16 protein-coding genes are annotated in these 18,650 nt (G+C 72.8%); 14 read left to right on the forward strand and 2 right to left on the reverse strand.

Going from position 1 to position 18,650, the window contains the following annotated elements; translation table 11 throughout:
* The 3 genes from AOK18_RS01690 to AOK18_RS01700 form a co-directional block, all read left to right on the forward strand.
* Positions 1-454, forward strand: a 454-nt coding sequence (locus AOK18_RS01690) for a glycerophosphodiester phosphodiesterase family protein (RefSeq protein WP_276205331.1), incomplete at its 5' end; no start/stop codon positions are given.
* Positions 455-619: 165 nt separating this feature from the next.
* Entirely contained in the window at positions 620-1,258 is a 639-nt protein-coding gene (locus AOK18_RS01695; RefSeq protein ID WP_055570978.1) for an ATP-binding protein, read from the forward strand.
* 267 nt (positions 1,259-1,525) lie between these two features.
* Entirely contained in the window at positions 1,526-2,515 is a 990-nt protein-coding gene (locus tag AOK18_RS01700; protein WP_055693092.1) for a DUF5926 family protein, read from the forward strand.
* A 256-nt stretch (positions 2,516-2,771) separates the two neighbouring features.
* Here AOK18_RS01700 and AOK18_RS01705 read toward each other — a convergent pair whose 3' ends face one another.
* Positions 2,772-3,437 carry a bifunctional DNA primase/polymerase gene (locus AOK18_RS01705; RefSeq protein WP_055570976.1) on the reverse strand — a complete coding sequence of 222 codons (666 nt, stop codon included), beginning with the start codon at positions 3,435-3,437 and terminating at the stop codon, positions 2,772-2,774.
* Between the two features lie 530 nt (positions 3,438-3,967).
* Here AOK18_RS01705 and AOK18_RS01710 point away from each other — a divergent pair.
* Both AOK18_RS01710 and AOK18_RS01715 read left to right on the forward strand, forming a co-directional pair.
* Positions 3,968-5,506 (forward strand): PP2C family protein-serine/threonine phosphatase, encoded by a 1,539-nt coding sequence (locus AOK18_RS01710; RefSeq protein ID WP_074995182.1) that lies wholly within the window; start codon positions 3,968-3,970, stop codon positions 5,504-5,506.
* Positions 5,507-5,774: 268 nt separating this feature from the next.
* Entirely contained in the window at positions 5,775-7,295 is a 1,521-nt protein-coding gene (locus AOK18_RS01715; RefSeq protein WP_240503018.1) for an aminopeptidase P family protein, read from the forward strand.
* A gap of 194 nt (positions 7,296-7,489) precedes the next feature.
* Here AOK18_RS01715 and AOK18_RS01720 read toward each other — a convergent pair whose 3' ends face one another.
* Positions 7,490-7,954 (reverse strand): ATP-binding protein, encoded by a 465-nt coding sequence (locus AOK18_RS01720; RefSeq protein ID WP_055570973.1) that lies wholly within the window; start codon positions 7,952-7,954, stop codon positions 7,490-7,492.
* A 219-nt stretch (positions 7,955-8,173) separates the two neighbouring features.
* Here AOK18_RS01720 and AOK18_RS01725 point away from each other — a divergent pair, with 219 nt between their 5' ends.
* The 9 genes from AOK18_RS01725 (at position 8,174) to AOK18_RS01765 (ending at position 18,473) form a co-directional block, all read left to right on the forward strand.
* A complete protein-coding gene (locus AOK18_RS01725; protein ID WP_055693094.1) occupies positions 8,174-9,028 on the forward strand; it encodes a hypothetical protein in 855 nt (284 codons plus the stop codon).
* Positions 9,029-9,304: 276 nt separating this feature from the next.
* Complete coding sequence (locus tag AOK18_RS01730; protein WP_055693095.1) at positions 9,305-10,054, forward strand: YcnI family copper-binding membrane protein; 750 nt, start codon at positions 9,305-9,307, stop codon at positions 10,052-10,054.
* Positions 10,055-10,142: 88 nt separating this feature from the next.
* On the forward strand, positions 10,143-10,799 hold the full coding sequence (locus AOK18_RS01735; RefSeq protein WP_055693107.1) for an SCO family protein: 657 nt from the start codon (positions 10,143-10,145) through the stop codon (positions 10,797-10,799).
* Positions 10,796-11,278 carry a copper chaperone PCu(A)C gene (locus AOK18_RS01740; RefSeq protein WP_055570970.1) on the forward strand — a complete coding sequence of 161 codons (483 nt, stop codon included), beginning with the start codon at positions 10,796-10,798 and terminating at the stop codon, positions 11,276-11,278. Before AOK18_RS01735 ends, AOK18_RS01740 begins: the two co-directional genes overlap by 4 nt.
* 13 nt (positions 11,279-11,291) lie before the next feature.
* Complete coding sequence (locus AOK18_RS01745; protein ID WP_055693096.1) at positions 11,292-13,454, forward strand: copper resistance CopC/CopD family protein; 2,163 nt, start codon at positions 11,292-11,294, stop codon at positions 13,452-13,454.
* A 6-nt stretch (positions 13,455-13,460) separates the two neighbouring features.
* Positions 13,461-14,753: an iron uptake transporter deferrochelatase/peroxidase subunit gene (gene efeB / locus AOK18_RS01750; RefSeq protein ID WP_055693097.1), complete on the forward strand. Its 1,293-nt coding sequence runs from the start codon at positions 13,461-13,463 to the stop codon at positions 14,751-14,753.
* Positions 14,754-14,867: 114 nt separating this feature from the next.
* Positions 14,868-15,800 (forward strand): prephenate dehydratase, encoded by a 933-nt coding sequence (gene pheA / locus AOK18_RS01755; RefSeq protein ID WP_055570967.1) that lies wholly within the window; start codon positions 14,868-14,870, stop codon positions 15,798-15,800.
* 595 nt (positions 15,801-16,395) lie between these two features.
* Positions 16,396-17,673 (forward strand): serine--tRNA ligase, encoded by a 1,278-nt coding sequence (gene serS / locus AOK18_RS01760; RefSeq protein WP_055693098.1) that lies wholly within the window; start codon positions 16,396-16,398, stop codon positions 17,671-17,673.
* A complete protein-coding gene (locus tag AOK18_RS01765; protein WP_055570965.1) occupies positions 17,670-18,473 on the forward strand; it encodes an HAD family hydrolase in 804 nt (267 codons plus the stop codon). The genes serS and AOK18_RS01765 overlap by 4 nt, the downstream gene beginning before the upstream one ends.
* Positions 18,474-18,650 lie beyond the last annotated feature (177 nt).

Consider the following 18,650-nt stretch of genomic DNA (forward strand, 5'->3'; position numbering starts at 1 on the left):
CGCCGGCCGGCGGGTGGAGCTGGCGATCGAGACCAAGCACCCCACACGGTGGGCGGGGCAGGTGGAGGAACGGCTGCTGCTCCTGCTGAGGAGGTTCGGCCTGGACGCGCCCGGCTCTCCCGAGGAGTCCCCGGTACGCGTGATGAGCTTCTCCGCGCGGTCGCTGCACCGCGTGCACGCCGCCTCGCCCACCCTGCCGACGGTCCACCTCATGCAGTTCGTCTCGCCCCGCCTGCGCGACGGACGGCTGCCGGAGGGGGTGTCGATCGCGGGCCCCTCGATCCGGATCGTCCGCAGCCACCCCGCGTACATCGAACGCCTGAAGCGGTCCGGCCACCAGGTGCACGTGTGGACCGTGAACGATCCCCGGGACGTGGACGCCTGCGTCGGGCTCGGGGTCGACGCCATCATCACCAACCGCCCCCGCGCGGTGCTCGACCAGCTCGGCCGCTGAACGGGACGGGGTGGACCGGCCCTGCGGCCCGTCCCGCCCGGCACAGCGCTCTTGACCAGGGCCCCCCTTTCGTTCCATCCTCACATCTCGGCCACATCGAATGAATCCAGCCACTCGGCCACGAGGAGTGCTCCGGCGCATTCGGTGCGTGCTCGATCGTTTCGAGTGCGTCACCGCGTGCGGATGGGCCGGTTTCCGGTTCGGACGCATGGGGCATTCACACCGTGGCGTGGGGCGAAGGAGGTTTCGGGGGTGGCGTTGATGGTGGCACGGGAGGTGTCCACGTCGTCGAGCATGGCCGTACCCCATGGCCCTGCGGGCGTGGGGAAAGCGAGGCGCCGCATGCGCCTGCAGCTGCGCGACGGCGGGGTGGCGGACACGGTCATCGACGATGCCGTACTGATCCTTTCCGAACTGCTGAGCAACGCGTGCAGACACGGCAGACCCCTGGGCGACGCCCTGGCCGGGGACGGCGACGTCCGCGCGGCCTGGGAGGTGGAGCCCTGCGGCCGGCTGGTCGTGGAGGTCACGGACGGCGGAGGCCCGACCCGGCCGGCACCGGCGACCCCGTCGGTCACCGCGCACGGCGGCCGGGGGCTGAACATCATCACGGCGCTGGCCGACGACTGGGGCGTACGCGAGGAGGTACCGGGCGAGGTCACGGTGTGGGCCGTCGTCCACGACGACGTGCACGACCCGGACGCCGGACACCGGCGCGACGACTTCGCCGCACGGGTGACGGCGTCCTCGGTGTCCGAACTGTCCGGCCTGGAGTTCGCGGACGCTTTCGAGCGCCTCGACTGACCTCGTCCGACGGCGCACGCGCGGCGGTTCCCCGGCCCACGACGACTCCGCGCGGTCGTCCGCTGCCGGCGCCCGTCGGCCGCCTCACGGCCGTCCCGCGGTTGCCTCGGGGCCGCCCCGCCCGGGTCCCGGACCCGGGCGGGGCGGCCCCGGACGGCTCGCGCGTCGCCCCCGGTCGGCATGTTGCCCACAGGGTCCCGTCGGCCGCGTCGTGAACGGCTAGGCTCCCGCCCGTACGAGACGAGCCGTAACCGGGAGACACCCACGATGGCCAAGAAGCGCCCTCAGACCAAGGCCAAGCGCCCGCAGCTTACGGACGGAGCCCGCGCCGCAGGCGCTGACGGGAACTTTCCGGTCGTCGGTGCCCGCGAGCCCTGCCCCTGCGGCAGCGGCCGTCGCTACAAGGCCTGTCACGGCCGTGCCACCGCGCACGCCGTGACGGAGCTGGTGCACCGCCCGTTCGAGGGGCTGCCGGGTGAGTGCGACTGGGTGGCGCTGCGCGAACTGGTGCCGGCGGCCACCGTCGAGCTGCCCCTCAAGGACGGCCTGCCCGACGGCGTCCCGTCGGTCACCCTGGCCACCGTGCTGCCGATGGCCTGGCCCGCGCTGCGCCGCGAGGACGGCTCGGTCCTCCTCGGCCTGCAGAACGACACGTCGTCCGGCGACATCAGCCGCGACCTCGCCGACACCCTCCGGCGCGCGCTCGTCGCCGATCCGGGCAGCCCGGTGCAGGCCCGCCGCGCTCCGGCCGACGGGCCCCGGCTGCAGGACCTCCTCGACCCCGAGGGCGCGTTCGAGCCGGTGGTGCACAGCGGCTTCGAGTTCTGGGTGCCCGACCCGGAGAACGCCACCCCGGAGGTGGCCGCCTCCCTGGAACGGGCCAACTCGGCGGCCATCCCGACCGTCAAGCTCTCGGGCGTGGACTCCGCGTACTGGTGCGAGACGCCCGAGAAGAACCATCTGCGGTGGGTCATGCCGCACTCCGAGGAGCGGCTTCTGGACGCTTTGGCGCGGCTGCACGCGGCGGGCCGCTCCTCCCTCGGCGAGGGGACCCGCCTCGTGGGCTCCTTCCGCGCCCACGGACTCACCGTGCCGGTCTGGGACCTGCCCACCGGGGTCGGCGCCGAGGACGTGGAGAAGCCGGCCGCCGAGTTCGCCGAGCGCCTCGCCGAGGCCCTGGCCGCCGACGCCCCGCTCACCTCCGACGAGCGCCGCGCACGCGGTGGACTGACCAACCGTCAGGTCACCCTCAGCTGAGGCACGGGCGTGTCGCCCCGCCGTGCCGGCGGAGACAAGCCAGTCGGTGACCGGAAAAGCCGAGACCGAATTTGCTAACAGCCGATCTCTTGTTACCGTTCCCGTAGCCCGGTTGCTGGTGCATCCCCCGTCGCCAGCAACCGGGTCTTTCCGTGTCCGCCCCTCTTCACGGAACGCAGTCGGATACCGACCGGCGGTTCCCGGCGGACGCCGCGCCGGGGCGGGGGGTGCCACATGCCGCGCCCGCCGCCGACCGCTACTTCTCCGGCGCGCTCACACCCGTGCGGGTGAGGGCCTCGACCACGGCGTCCACCACGGCCTCGACGTCGGGCACCCAGGGCGAGGCCGAGCCGGGCAGCGGCGCACGCTCCCAGCGGACCTCCCCCAGGCCGGTGACGGACGGGGGCAGGGCGAGGTAGCCGCCCTCGCCGTGAAAGCGGAGGGAGCCGGGGACGAAGTCCTTGGCGTACAGCAGCTCGCCCAGTTGCTCCAGGGAGTACGGCTTGACCAGGATCGACCAGCGGTCCGCCGAGGCGACGACCGGACCGAGCCGCATACCGAGCCGGTCGAGGGCGTCCAGGGCCTGGGCCGCCGGCGCCGCGGGCAGGGACACCGCGCAGGGCGCCCCGCCCCCGGTGGCCAGGATGACGGGCGCCGCGGGCCGGTTGCCCCACCACCAGCGCACCATGCGCGCGTCGGTGGTGGCGGCCAGGAGCCCGGGGTCGAAGGGGTGGGCGCCCGGCACCGTGCATTCGGGGTCCGGGCAGCCGCAGCGGGACCCGCCCCGCGGATCCGCCGCCACACCCGGGAGCACCGGCCACCGCCAGTCCGAGGCGAAGGTCAGGGCCGCTTCCATCAGCCGGGGCCCGCCGTCGCCTCGCCGGGACAGGGGCCCGCGTCGCCTTCCGAGGATCTCGCGCATGAGCGCTCGTTCCTTTCCGTTGCACGCCTGGCAACACCGTGGTCCACATCACAACATGTGTCGATCACTGCACTGTGCGTACCTACTGTGCGTACCTGTTGGCGCATCACACCCCTGTACCGGACAGGGGGAGCCCCTACGGGCCGAACAAGGACTGCTGCCTCCGTGGCCGTGCCACCCCCGCCGCATCGATCGGAAGCACGGGGTGGCGTAGGGGTGGCGAAGTCTGGCGTTTACCGTCGCGCGCGTTTCTCTTCGCCTCCGCCACGGGAGGATGGGGCACGGTCGTCGGTGGTTAAGACGCCCGGGTCCGTCGCCAGGTTCCCGGGTGATTCCCAACCACCCCTGGCCTTCTCCGAGTACGTACCCATCACGACCGCTGTGACGCTCCGTCGAGCGAGCCCAGTCGATCGCAATCGGCCTTCCCTTGAGGCAGTTTCAAGCCAAGTTTCATTTTCGGCAAGGGGGTGGGAGCGAGTTCCCTCCGTTTTCCCTCCGGACCCACGGACACCAGGAATACCAGCAGGACAATGCTGGACATCTCCTCACGAGAACGTGTACATGTGGAGACACTGCCGGCGACGCAGGACGACATGGGGGTTTGCGATGCTTTTGAGCAGTTCGTACCGGTGGAAAAGCCGGACGCCATGAACGCCCCGCACCCTCCGAAAGTGGCTGGAATCGATTCAACGGTTCCGGCCCCCGCGCACACTGTCGCGTCCGTTGCTACGGGTACCTCCCCGACCGTCCCGGCAAACCCCCAGAGCGCCCCGGGTGCACTTCTGCAGGACCGGCTCGCGGGATGGGTCTCCGACCTCACGACCCTCCACGAGCTGACCGAACGCCTGGCCCGCACGAACTCCCTCGACGAGGCGCTCCAGGAACTGCTGCGCGCCGGTGCCGCCCTGGTGGGTGCCCGGCGCGGTCTCGTCGTCCTGGAACCACCCGACGGCCGCGGCCCGGAGACCACGGTCGGCCTCGGGCTGGCCCGCGCCGATCTCGGGCACATCGAGACGATCCCGCGCAGCGCGGCACCCTACGGCAGGATCCTGGACGGACCGCCCGGCGCCGACGGCGTCGCCGTGCCCGACCTGCTCGCCGAGGAGGGGCTCGACCCCCGGCACCGGGAGGTCGCCGCCCGCCTCGGCTACGCCGCGAGCTATACGCTGCCCCTCACCCCCGGGGCCGCGGCCGGCACGGACACCACGTGGACGGCGCGGCGCCTGGGCGCCGCGGTGTGGCTCTACGACGAGCCCGCCGAGCCGTCGCAGCGCCAGCGGCACCTCATCGGTCTCTACGCCCGGTACGCCGCCGGGCACCTGGCCCGCCTCCTGGAACTCGAACGCGCGCGGGCCTCCCTGGCCACCCTGTCCGAGGAACTCCTCCCCTCGCGCCTGCCCCGGGTCCCCGGTGTGCAGCTCGCCGCCCGGCACCGCTCCTCCCCCCAGGGAGGCGGCGACTGGTACGACGCGCTGCCGCTGCCGGACGCCGCCCTCGGCCTCGCCGTGGGGTCCGTCACCGGGGCCGGGCCGAGCGCGGTCGCCGCGATGGGGCGGCTGCGGGCCTCCCTGCGCGCGTACGCCGTGATGGAGGGGGAGGACCCGGTCGCCGTCCTGTCCGACCTGGAACTGCTGCTGAGGCTCACCGAACCGGCCCGGTCGGCCACCGCGCTGTTCGGCTACTGCGAGCCCGCGCTGCGCAGGATCACGCTGGCCGGCGCCGGGCACAGTCCGCCGCTGCTGCTCGGCGAGCACCGCACGGAGTTCGCGGAGACGTCGGTCTCGGCACCCCTGGGCATGCTCGCCTGCTGGGAGGCCCCGAGCGTGGAGGTCCAGGCGGAACCGGGAGAGACGGTTCTGCTCTACACCGACGGGCTGCTGCACCGCACCGGCGACCCCGCCGACCGTGCCTTCGCGCGCCTGCACGCGGCTGCCGCCGGGGTGCCCCAGGCACTGCGGCGCGATCCCGGCGCGATCGCCGATCACATCCTGCGCACCGTGCTGCCCGAGGGCACGGGGCCGACCGACTCCACGGAGGACGTCGTCCTGCTGGCCGCACGGTTCGAGTAGCCGCCCCGAGCGGTCCTCCGGGCGAGCGGGAGGCGGAGGCGGGCCGAGCAGTGCGGAGCCGGGCGGGAGCGTGCCGGTTCGCCACCGGACGCCCGCGCCCGTGCCGCGCGCCCCGTGCCGGCGGCTTCCTCACGTCACCCTCCGCGCGTCCTCGGTAACGGGCGCTTCCCCCCCGTGACCGTTTCGCCGGTAACCGTACGATGGAGGAGGTCCCCCGGCCCGGACGAAGCCGACACCCTGGGGGAGGTCCAGAGCCTTACCGAGGAGGATGACCGCTGTGGCAGAAGAGCTCCCGACCGCGTTCGACGAGGCCGCCGGTACGCCGGGCCCGGAGGGACCGGAAGCCGCGGCGGACCGGGAGGCCGGCGAGGAAGAGCCCGTCAAGCAGCGCAAGAACGGCCTGTACCCCGGCGTGTCCGACGAGCTGGCCGAGAACATGAAGAGCGGCTGGGCCGACACCGAACTGCGCGACCTCGAGCCGATCCCCCAGGTGGCGGAGACCGCCGCCCGCCGCGCCGCGCTGTCCGCGCGCTTCCCCGGCGAGCGCCTGGTCGTCCCCGCGGGCAACCTGAAGACGCGGTCCAACGACACCGAGTACGCCTTCCGCGCCTCGGTCGAGTACGCCTACCTCACCGGCAACCAGACCGAGGACGGGGTCCTCGTCCTGGAGCCGACGGCCGACGGCCACCAGGAGACGATCTACCTCCTGCCGCGCTCGAACCGGGAGAACGGCGAGTTCTGGCTGGACGGCCAGGGCGAGCTGTGGGTCGGCCGCCGCCACTCGCTCGCCGAGGCCGAGAAGCGGTACGGCATCCCCGCCGCCGACGTGCGCGAGCTGGCCGGTGCCCTGCGCGAGGCCACCGGGCCGGTGCGCGTCGTACGGGGGCACGACGCCGGCATCGAGGCGGCGCTGACCGACAAGGTCACCGCCGAACGCGACGAGGAGCTGCGCGTCTTCCTCTCCGAGGCGCGGCTGGTCAAGGACGCCTTCGAGGTCGGCGAACTGCAGAAGGCCGTCGACTCCACCGTGCGCGGCTTCGAGGACGTCGTGAAGATCCTCGACAAGGCCGAGGCCACCAGCGAGCGCTACATCGAAGGCACGTTCTTCCTGCGCGCACGGGTCGAGGGCAACGACGTCGGCTACGGCTCCATCTGCGCCGCCGGCCCGCACGCCACCACCCTGCACTGGGTGCGCAACGACGGCCCGGTCCGCTCCGGCGACCTGCTGCTGCTCGACGCCGGTGTCGAGACGCACACCTACTACACGGCGGACGTCACCCGTACGCTGCCGATCGACGGCACCTACAGCGCGCTGCAGAAGAAGATCTACGACGCCGTGTACGACGCCCAGGAGGCCGGTATCGCGGCGGTGAAGCCCGGCGCCAAGTACCGGGACTTCCACGACGCCGCCCAGCGGGTCCTGGCCGAGCGGCTCGTCGAGTGGGGCCTGGTCGAGGGTGCGGTGGAGCGGGTGCTGGAGCTGGGCCTGCAGCGCCGCTGGACGCTGCACGGCACCGGCCACATGCTCGGCATGGACGTCCACGACTGCGCGGTCGCCCGTACCGAGACGTACGTCGACGGCACGCTGGAGCCGGGCATGGTGCTCACGGTCGAACCGGGCCTGTACTTCCAGGCCGACGACCTGACCGTGCCCGAGGAGTACCGGGGCATCGGCGTCCGCATCGAGGACGACATCCTGGTGACCGAGGACGGCAACCGGAACCTCTCCGCCGCGCTGCCCAGGCGCTCGGACGAGGTCGAGGCGTGGATGGCGTCCCTCAAGGGCTGATCACCGCCCGAGGAGCGACGAACCGCTCCACGGACCGCTGCGCGTAGGTGGCCGGCACCCCCCGCGGGGTGCCGGCCACCGTGCGATCGGACGCGGTGTGCTCGGGTGCGGCGCGTTCGGGTGCGGTGTGCTTCCGCGTGCCGGCCCGGTCCATCAGCCCACCGGCCCGTCGGTCCGCCGGCCCGCCGGTGGGGTCACACCGCCATCAGCGGGGCGCCCTTCCGCCATTTGAGGATCTTGTCGAAGCTCACCACGGCACCGTTCCGGCCGGGCCTGCTGTCGATGTGGACGTGATCGGCGAGTTCCTGGATGAGGCAGAGGCCGCGGCCGTGTTCCGCGTCGTGGGGCGCGGGGCGGACCGGCGGACGGGCGCGGTCGCCGGCCGCGGCGGGAAAGCCGGGGCCCTCGTCGGCGACCTCGATACGGCACTTCTCGCCCTCGAGATAGGCGGTCACCCGGTACGCCTCCGAAGGCGCGCCCCGGGCGGCGCCCCCACCGTGCTCGACGGCGTTCGCGCAGGCCTCGGTGAGGGCGACGGAGAGGTCGTAGGAGATGTCGGGGTCGACGCCCGCGGTCTCCATCGCGCCGAGGAGGAGGCGACGCGCGAGCGGCACGCTCGCGGCGTCACGGCGCAGATGGAGTGACCACCAGATGCTCATGCTCCAGCCTCCCGGCCGCGGCTCGACATACCGTTACCTATTGCCCTGCGTACACACTTGTAAGCGTGCCGTTGACGTGATAACCCCCATACGGCGGGTGCGTTACGGCGCCGACCGGTGTATGTAGGGCACCTCGAACAAATGTGATCTTCCGGTCGTAGCTCTCCTTGCGGACCTGCCGTACGGCGACCGGAGCTCCAGTGGGATGATGGGCCCGCCATGACTGCCCCCCACCCGTGCACGGTGCGCTCCGGACCCGGACTCCGGATACTGCGGGCCGCGGTGTTCGCCGCGGTCTGCGTCGTGCTGGCCGGGGCAGGTCACTCGCTCGCCTCCCACGCCGCGGTTCCGCTGTGGACCCTGGGCGTCGGATTCCTCGGCACGTTCGCGGTCTCGGTACCGCTCGCCGGACGCGCGCGGTCCCTTCCGGGCGTCGCCGTCCCGCTGGCGGTCTGCCAGACGGTGCTGCACACCCTGTTCGGCATCGGCCAGCACGGCGCCACGACCTCCGCGAACGCGTCGTCGTCCGTGTCCGGCTCCCTGTCCGACGCCTCGCTGATCGAGCAGGCGGCCCGGCTGATGTGCGGCACCGGCACGACGGCCCTCAGCCCCGCGCAGGCGCAGCGCATCCTCACCGACGCCCGGGTCCACCCCGGCACGACCGGTACGGGGAGCGCGGCCGGCGGCACCCACGGGGGGCAGGCCCTGGCCGCGGACCCGTCGGCCGCGGCCTCGGCGATGCCGCTGCTGCCGTCCCTGCCGATGCTGCTCGTGCACGTCCTCACGGCACTCGCCACCGGCTGGCTGCTGCGCCGCGGCGACCTGGCTCTGCTGCGGCTCGCCGAACTGTCGGCGCACGGCGTCGCCGAGGGCGCCCTCGTACGGTCCCTGCGCGCGGCACTCGCTCTGGTGCGTGCCCTGCGCGCGGGTCTTCCCGGGGCTCCCCGGGTGTCGCCGCGCCGGTTGCGCACCGTACCGGCCGTCCCGTCCGCACCTTGCACCACCGCACTCCAGCACACGGTGATCCGCCGGGGCCCGCCCCCGGGCGCCACCGCACTCGCCCTCGCCGCCTGAGACGACCGGGCCGCTCCTTCACGACCACCGGGCCGCCGGACCTCCGGCGCCCCGGACGAGGAGGGGGCGCTCCGTGCGCCCCGGCGCGGCACGCGCGTGTGCGTCCGCTTTCCGCGTGTCCCCGCGCGCTTCCCGCGTACTTCCCGCCCGCTTCGCCCGCACGTCCCCGGTACGACGAGTCGTCCGTGGCACGGCCGCAGCCGACGGGCAGGCGGTACGCGCCGTACGCGGTTCCCTCACCGTCAGTGAAACCAACCGAAGCGGAGTGCTTCTGCCATGAAGGCTTCCCGTATCGCCGCCGTCGGCGCCCTCGCCGGTGTCGCCGTCCTCACCCTGTCCGCCCCCGCCTTCGCGCACGTCAGCGTGCAGCCCGAGGGCGAGGCCGCCAAGGGCGGTTACGCGGTCGTGAACTTCAAGGTTCCCAACGAGCGCGACAACGCGTCGACGACCAAGCTCGAGGTGACCTTCCCGACCGACCACCCGCTGGCCTCCGTGATGCCGCAGCCGGTCGACGGCTGGGACGTCAAGGTCACCAAGTCCAAGCTGGACAAGCCGCTGGAGATGCACGGCAAGAAGATCGACGAGGCCGTCACCAAGGTCACCTGGACCGCCGACGGCGACGGCATCGAGCCCGGCTTCTTCCAGAAGTTCCCGGTGTCCGTCGGCACCCTGCCCGAGGACGCCGACGAACTGGTCTTCAAGGCGCTGCAGACGTACTCCACCAAGGAGGTCGTCCGCTGGATCGAGGTGCCGCGGGAGGGCCAGGAGGAGCCCGACTACCCGGCCCCCGTGCTCGCCCTGGCCGAAGCCTCCGGCGACGGTCACTCGCACGGCGCGTCGGACGGTGCGGCCGAGTCCGACGAGGACGCCGAGAACACCTCCGCGGAGACCGCCGCGGCGGCCGACTCCGGTGACGCGGACGGTACGGACACCACCGCCCGGGTCCTGGGCGTCGTCGGCATCGTGGTCGGCGCCGCGGGTGTCGCCTACGGCGTACTCGCCGGGCGTCGGCGCGCCGACGCCTGAGCCTCCCCCGTTCAACGGCACGCACCGGGGCTCCCCGGCCCGGTGGAACCCCGGTGCGTGCCGGAGCACCTACTTCCTGGACACCATCATGCGCAAGAAGACCCTCGCGGCGGCGGCCCTGCTCGCCGCCGCCACCCTGACCCTCTCCGCCTGCGGCAGCGGCGACGGAGACGGCGGCGACCCCATCGCCATCGTTTCCGAGGAGCCCGGCGCGGAGAAGGCCGCGACGGCCCTCGACAAGCCGTTCGAGAAGCCGGACCTCGTCCTCACCGACACGCAGGGCGAGAAGTACGACTTCCGCGCGGAGACCGCCGGCAAGCCCACGCTGGTCTACTTCGGCTACACGCACTGCCCCGACGTCTGCCCGCTGACCATGAACAACCTCGCGGTGGCCAAGAAGCAGCTGCCCCGGGACCAGCAGGACGAGCTGCGGATCGTGTTCGTCACCACCGACCCCGAGCGGGACACCTCCGCCGCGCTCGGCAAGTGGCTCAAGGGCATCGACCCCCAGGTCGTCGGCCTCACCGGCGACTTCGACACGATCCAGGCCGGCGCCCGCACCCTCGGCATCTCCGTCAACGCGCCGCGCAAGGACGACAAGGGCCAGACCGTCTCCGACCACGGCACCCAGGTCATCGCCTTCTCCCCGAAGACCGACGGCGGCTACCTCCTCTACGGCGAGGACGCCACCGTCGAGGACTACACCGCGGACCTCCCCAAGATCATCAAGGGTGAGAAGCCGTGAAACGGCTCGCGGGGAGGCGGGGCCCCGGCAGGCCGCACGCCTTCGCGGCGGCGGCCGTCGCCGGGACGCTGGCCCTCGCCGGCTGCGGCGGCCCGGACTCGGACGGCGAGGCGGACCTGTCCGTCGGCTCCGCGTACATGCCGCAGCCGGTCTCGGACATGGCGGCCGGCTTCCTCGTCATCAGCAACGGGGGCGGCGGCGCCGACCGGCTGACCTCGGTCAGCAGTGACGCCGCCGACCGCGTCAGCGTGCACGAGACCGTCGACGGGACCATGCGGGAGGTCGACGCGCTCGACATCCCCGCCCACGGCAGCCTCGTGCTCGAGAGCGGCGGCAACCACCTGATGTTCGAGCAGCTGACCCGGCGGCCGAAGCAGGGGCAGAAGGTCTCCGTCGAACTGCGCTTCGCCCACTCCGACCCCGTCACGGTCGAGATCCCGGTGAAGCCCGCCACCTACATCCCGAAGCACGGACACTGAGGGAGAAACCCCCGTGACCCAGACCATCGCCCCCCGCGTCCGGTCAGTGGTGCTGCTGTTCCTGGCCGTCACCGGCGCGCTCCTCGCCGGGGCCGCTCCCGCCTCCGCGCACGCCGCGCTGACCGGCAGCGACCCCCGGCAGGGGGCGGTGGTCGAGACGGCCCCCGCCCAGGTCTCGCTCACCTTCTCCGAACCGGTCGCGGTGAGCGACGACGCCCTGCGCGTCCTCGACCCCAAGGGCGAGCGGGTCGACAAGGGCGCCCCGGCCGGCACGGGCGGCACCACGTACACCGTGCGGCTGCTCGGCGGGCTGCCCGACGGCACCTACACCGTCACCTACCAGGTGGTGTCCGCGGACAGCCATCCCGTCGCCGGCGCCTTCACCTTCTCCGTCGGGGCCCCCTCGGAGACCTCCGTCGAAGCCTCCGCGCAGTCCCCCGGCGACGGGCCGGTCGGCGCGCTGTACGGCGCCGGACGGTACCTGTCGTACGCCGGGTTCGTGGTCATGGCCGGCGGAGCCGCCTTCGTGCTCGCCTGCTGGCGGCGCGGCTCCGGCGTCCGGGCGGTGCAGCGGCTGGTCGTCTCCGGATGGCTCACGCTCACCGCGTCCACCCTCGCCCTGCTGCTCCTGCGCGGTTCCTACACGAGCTCCGGGAAGATCGGCGACGTCTTCGACCTGACGCTGCTCAGCGGGGTGCTCCAGACCAAGACCGGTGCGGCCCTCGTGTCACGGCTGCTGCTGCTCGCCGCGGCGGCGCTGTTCATCGCGGTGCTCTTCGGCTCCGCCCAGGACCGGCGGAACGACGGGGAGAAGGGCGACCCGTCCCTCGGGCTCGCCGTCGGGGGGACGGTCGTGGCGGCGGGGCTCGCCGCGAGCTGGGCCATGTCCGAGCACGCCTCCCAGGGACTCCAGCCGGGCCTCGCGATGCCGGTCGACGTCGTCCACCTGCTGGCCGTCGCCGCCTGGCTCGGCGGGCTCACCGCCCTGCTCGTCGCGCTCTACCGCGCACCCGTCGACAGCGCGGTCGACACGGCCGCCGTCCAGCGGTTCTCGCGGCTCGCGTTCGGCAGCGTGGTCGCACTGGTCGTCACCGGGATCTACCAGAGCTGGCGGCAGCTCGGCTCCTGGTCGGCGTTCACCGACACCCGGTACGGGCAGTTGCTGCTCCTCAAGATCGGGCTCGTGGTGATCATGGTCGGGATCGCGTACGCCTCCCGGAGGTGGACGGCCCGGCTGGCGGAGCCCGGGGCGCCGGGGACGCTCCGGGAGAAGCGGGAGGACACCGCGGAGACGCCGGCCACCGGGGGCGAATCGGGGCAGGAGGGTGCCGGGGCCACCGGCACCGGGAGGACCGGGGCCGGTACGGAGACGGCCGCGGCCGCCCCCGCTCCCGTCTCCACGGCCTCGGCCGACACCGACACCGACACCGACACCGACACCGACACCGACACCGACACCGAACGGGAGAAGCCCGCGGCGGTCACGGGGGCCGCCGGGGACCGGTCGGAGGAGTCGGAGGCCGGGACCAAGGCCGGCGGGGGCTCCGCGGGAGCCGGAGCCGGGGCCGGCGGGGACTCCGCGCGGGCCGCGCAGCTCGCCCGGCAGCGGGCCGCCGTGGCGGCCGCCCGGCGGAAGCGGCTGCGGGACGCCGACCCGAACCGCTTCGGGCTGCGCCGCTCCGTACTCGCCGAGGCCGGTGTCGCCGCCGTCCTGCTCGCGATCACCACCGTGCTGACCCAGACCGAACCCGGGCGTACGGAGCAGGAGGCCGAGAGGGCCGCCTCGTCGTCCTCGGTCCCGTCGGCGCCCTCGTCCTCCTCCGCCCAGGGGACCGGCGCGGTGACCCTGAACATGCCGTTCGACACCGGCGGCAAGGACGGCAAGGGCGTCGTCACCGTCGACCTGGACCCCGCGCGCGTGGGCGGCAACTCCCTGCACGTGTACGTGGAGCGGATGGACGGCGAGGCCTTCGACGTTCCCGAGCTCAAGGTCGCCCTCACCCTCTCCGCGAAGGACATCGGACCGCTGCCCGTCGTCCCCGACCGCGTCTCCACCGGACACCTGTCGGCGAGCGGAGTACAGATCCCCATGGCGGGCGACTGGACCGTCGAGGTGACCGTGCGGACCTCCGACATCGACCAGGTGACCGTCTCCAAGAACGCACAGATCGGCTGAACCACCATGGCTGACCAGTCCCTTCCGGAGGCCCGCACCCCTGCGGCGCCACAGCCCCGGGAAGGCGCCGCCCCGCCCGTCGCCCGGGAGGGCATCTCCCGGCGCCGTCTGCTCGGCACCGCCGGAGCCACCGGGCTGGTGCTCGGTGCCGCGGGCGGTGCCGCGGGGTACGCGGCCGCACCGGCCGGAGCCACCCCGCTGTCCTCCGTGGGCGAGGACCGGGTGATGTTCCACGGGAAACACCAGCCCGGCATCACCGAAGGCCTTCCGGCCCGCGGGCACCTCGTCGCGTTCGACCTCGCGCCGGGCGCCGGCCGCAAGGAGGCGGCCGCCCTGCTGCGCCGCTGGTCGGACACGGCCCGGCGGCTCATGGCCGGTGAACCGAGCGCCGACGGCGACACCGGTGTGGCGCAGGACGCCGGCCCCTCCTCGCTGACCCTCACCTTCGGCTTCGGCCACAGCTTCTTCGCCCGCACCGGACTGGAGGAGCGGCGCCCGGTGGCGCTGGACCCGCTGCCCGACTTCTCCTCGGACCACCTCGACAAGGCCCGCAGCAACGGCGACCTGTGGGTGCAGATCGGCGCCCACGACGCCCTGGTCGCCTTCCACGCACTGCGCGCCGTGCAGAAGGACGCCGGCGCGGCGGCCAGGGTGCGCTGGCAGATGAACGGGTTCAACCGCTCACCCGGCGCCACCGCCCGCCCGATGACCGCCCGCAACCTGATGGGCCAGATCGACGGCACACGCAACCCCAAGCCGTCGGAACCCGACTTCGACCGGAGGATCTTCGTACCGGCGGACGGCGAGCCCGCCTGGATGGCGAACGGCTCCTACGTGGTCGTCCGCCGCATCCGCATGCTGCTCGACGACTGGGAGAAGCTCCCGGTCAAGGAGCAGGAGGCGGTCATCGGCCGCCGCAAGTCCGACGGGGCGCCGCTGTCCGGCGGCACCGAGACCTCCGCGATGGACCTGGAGAAGACGGACTCCGCGGGCGATCTGGTGGTCCCCTTCAACGCCCACGCCCGGATCACCCGCCCCGACCAGAACGGGGGCGCGGCGATGCTCCGGCGCCCGCTCTCGTACCACGACGGCATCGACGCGGCCGGTGTGCCGGACGCGGGTCTGCTGTTCGTCTGCTGGCAGGCCGACCCGCTGCGCGGTTTCGTGCCGGTGCAGCGCAAGCTCGACCGGGGGGACGCGCTCACGCCGTTCATCCGGCACGAGTCGAGCGGGCTGTTCGCGGTGCCGGGCGGTGCGGCGGAGGGCGAGTACGTGGGACAGCGGCTGCTGGAGGGGTGAGACCGCCCCCGTCCCACGCGCACACCGTCCGTGCACCACTCGAATGCCGCTCGCACGTCACTCGCGGGAGGGCATCCGGGGATGCCCCCGGCGTGGGCCCATTAGGGTGAGGTCATGCCAGCGAGCTATGCGTATCTCGGCCCCGAGGGCACCTTCACCGAAGTCGCCCTGCGCACCCTTCCGGAGGTGGCCACCCGGGAGCTGATCCCGTACGTGTCCGTGCAGTCCGCGCTCGACGCGGTACGTGCCGGGGAGGCCGAGGCCGCTTTCGTCCCCATCGAGAACTCCGTCGAGGGCGGCATCACCGCCACCCTCGACGAACTGGTCGCGGGCACCCCGCTGATGATCTACCGCGAGGTGCTGCTGTCGATCACCTTCGCGCTGCTCGTCCGTCCCGGCACCAGGCTGTCGGAGGTCAAGACCGTCACCGCCCACCCGGCCGCCCAGCCGCAGGTCCGCAACTGGCTGAAGAAGCACCTCCCGGACGTCGTCTGGGAATCGGCCGCCTCCAACGCGGACGGGGCCCGGCTGGTGCAGGAGGGCCGGTACGACGCGGCCTTCGCCGGTGAGTTCGCGGCGGCCCGGTACGGGCTGGAGGCCCTGGAGACCGGGATCCACGACGCGGAGAACGCCCAGACCCGCTTCGTCCTGGTCGGACGGCCCGCGCGCCCCGCCGCGCCCACCGGTGCGGACAAGACGTCCATCGTGGTGTGGCAGCGCGACGACCATCCCGGCGGCCTGCGCGATCTGCTGGGCGAATTCGCCACGCGCGGCGTCAACCTGATGCTGCTCCAGTCCCGGCCCACCGGTGCCGGTATCGGAAACTACTGCTTCTGCATCGACGCGGAGGGCCACATCGCGGACCGCAGGGTGGCCGAGACACTGACGGGTCTCAAGCGGGTCTGCCTCCAGGTGCGCTTCCTCGGTTCGTACCCGCGGGCCGATGCGGGGCCGGCCGAGGTGCGGAAGCCCTTGCCCGGAACGTCGGACGAGGAATTCGCGTCCGCGGCGGACTGGGTGACGCGCTGCCAGGACGGCCGGTTCTGAGATCTCCAGTCCTATCAGTCATATTTACTGATTTTCGTTATCCACAGAAGTTATCCACAGGCCCACTTCTCGATCCGGGGACAAGTCGACAGTGTTGTGCCGTTCCGTCGACAAATCTTCCCCCCGCCCATGATCGCGCCCGCTGGCCCGGCAGACCCCCTTCGTCCCCCTTTTCCTTTCGCCACCCCTTTGAGCTGACCATTTTCCGCCCGAAAGCGGAGGTAAGGGTGGGTTCACGACGGGAATCCCCACCCCTGGCCGCACCTTCCGGAACGGGTCATTCCGAAATCCACAGACTTCCTTCACACCCTGTGGATAACTTTCCCCGCCCTGTGGACACCTGTGGACAACCAGACCCCGAATGACCGCTCCCCAGGGAATTCCAGTCACCGGGCAGCCCGCGAGCCGGCCCTTTCCGGAGTGCGGACCCCCCTCCCCCCTCCTGGCCGCCGTCGATCCGGCCCCGGCGCGCCCGACGGTGCCCTCGACTCCACTCCCATGGACACATTGCGCAATTCCCGCATAACAGGACGTGGGCGACTCCGGTGGAATGGAGAGTCGTGAAGCGTCACCGCGCACCGGTAGCCTTGACCGCGTGATTGACCTTCGCCTGCTCCGTGAGGACCCCGACCGTGTGCGCGCTTCGCAGCGCGCCCGTGGAGAGGACGTCGCGCTCGTCGACTCCCTCCTGTCCGCCGACGAACGGCGCAGGTCGTCCGGCGTCCGCTTCGACGAGCTGCGCGCCGAACAGAAAGCGCTCGGCAAGCTCATTCCCAAGGCGACCGGTGACGAGAAGGCCGAGCTGCTGAAGAAGGCCGGCACCCTCGCGGCCGACGTCAAGGCGGCCGACGCGGAACGGGACGCGGCCGCGGCCGAGACGCAGGAGCTCCTGGGCAGGCTGAGCAACCTCGTCCACCCCGACGTCCCCGTCGGCGGCGAGGAGGACTTCGTCACCCTCGAGACGCACGGCACCGCCCGCGACTTCGGCGCCGAGGGCTTCGAGCCCAAGGACCACCTGGAGCTCGGCCAGATCCTCGGCGCCATCGACGTCGAGCGCGGGGCCAAGGTCTCCGGGTCGCGCTTCTACTTCCTGACCGGCGTCGGCGCGCTGCTCGAGCTGGCCCTGGTGAACGCCGCGATCGCCCAGGCCACCGCGGCCGGTTTCACCCCGATGCTGACCCCGGCCCTGGTCCGGCCCCAGTCCATGGCGGGCACCGGCTTCCTCGGGCAGGCGGCCCAGGACGTCTACCACCTCGAGAAGGACGACCTCTACCTGGTCGGCACGTCCGAGGTGGCACTCGCCGCCTACCACATGGACGAGATCATCGACGCCGACCGGCTGCCGCTCCGCTACGCGGGCTTCTCGCCCTGCTTCCGGCGCGAGGCCGGTTCGCACGGCAAGGACACCCGCGGCATCTTCCGCGTGCACCAGTTCGACAAGGTCGAGATGTTCTCCTACGTCACTCCGGAGGAGTCCCAGGAGGAGCACCGGCGGCTGCTGGAGTGGGAGAAGCAGTGGCTGACGTCGCTGGAGCTGCCGTTCCGCGTGATCGACGTGGCCTCGGGCGACCTGGGGTCCTCCGCCTCGCGGAAGTACGACTGTGAGGCGTGGATCCCGACCCAGGGCAAGTACCGCGAGCTGACCTCGACCTCGGACTGCACCGAATACCAGTCCCGCCGGCTCCAGATCCGTGTCCGGGAGGGCAAGCAGGTGCGCCCGCTCGCCACGCTCAACGGCACTCTGTGCGCCGTGCCGCGCACGATCGTGGCCCTCCTGGAGAACCACCAGCAGGCCGACGGTTCGGTGCGGATCCCCGAGGTGCTGCGTCCCTACCTGGGCGGCCGGGAGCTCCTGGAACCGGTTTCCAAGTGAGCGCACCCTTCCCGTACCGCCTCGTCGCCACCGATCTCGACGGCACGCTGCTGCGTGACGACCACTCGGTCTCCCGCCGCACCCGGGACGCGCTCGCCGCGGCCACCGCGGCGGGCGCCGCCCACATCGTCGTCACCGGCCGCGCGGTCCCCTGGACCCGGCCCATCCTCGACGACCTGGGCTACCGGGGCCTCGCCGTCTGCGGCCAGGGCGCCCAGGTGTACGACGCCGGGGCGCACCGGCTGCTCACCTCGGTGACGCTGGACCGGCAGCTGGCCGCGGTGGCGCTGGCCAAGATCGAGGCGGAGACCGGCCCGCTGTACCTGGCCGCGAGCCGTGACGGGCTGGACGGTGAGGTACTGGTCGGTCCCGGCTACGAGGTGACGGGCCGGCTTCCCTCGGCGCCGCTCACGGACGCGTCGGACCTGTGGTCGGCGCCCCTGAACAAGCTGTACATACAGCACCCGACCCTCACCGACGACGAACTCGCCGAGGCGGCCACCCGCACCGCGGGCGGTTTCGTCACCGTCGTCATGGCGGGCGAGGGCATCGTCGAGCTGCTCCCCCTCGGCCTGTCCAAGGCCACCGGGCTGTCCCTGGCCGCCCGCCGGCTCGGGGTGAAGGCCGCGGGGACGATCGCCTTCGGCGACATGCCCAACGACATCCCGATGTTCGCCTGGGCCGCGCACAGCGTCGCCATGGCCAACGCCCACCGGGAACTGCGGGCGGTGGCCGACGAGGTGACGTCCTCCAACGAGGAGGACGGCATCGCGGTGGTGCTGGAGCGGTTGCTGGGCTGAGGACGCGACGCCCGCCGGGCCGTCCGGGAACCGGGGGGCCCGGCGGGGCGGGCGGGTCCGGCGTCCTGCGCTCGCGGAGGATGCGCGGGTCGAACGTGCGCGGACTTTCGCCCGGGGCGGGGAAGACCCCGTCCTCGGCGTCCCGGCCGCGGCTCCTCCGACACGACGGACGGCGGG

The organism is Streptomyces prasinopilosus (genome assembly GCF_001419695.1).
GTDB lineage: Bacteria > Actinomycetota > Actinomycetes > Streptomycetales > Streptomycetaceae > Streptomyces > Streptomyces prasinopilosus.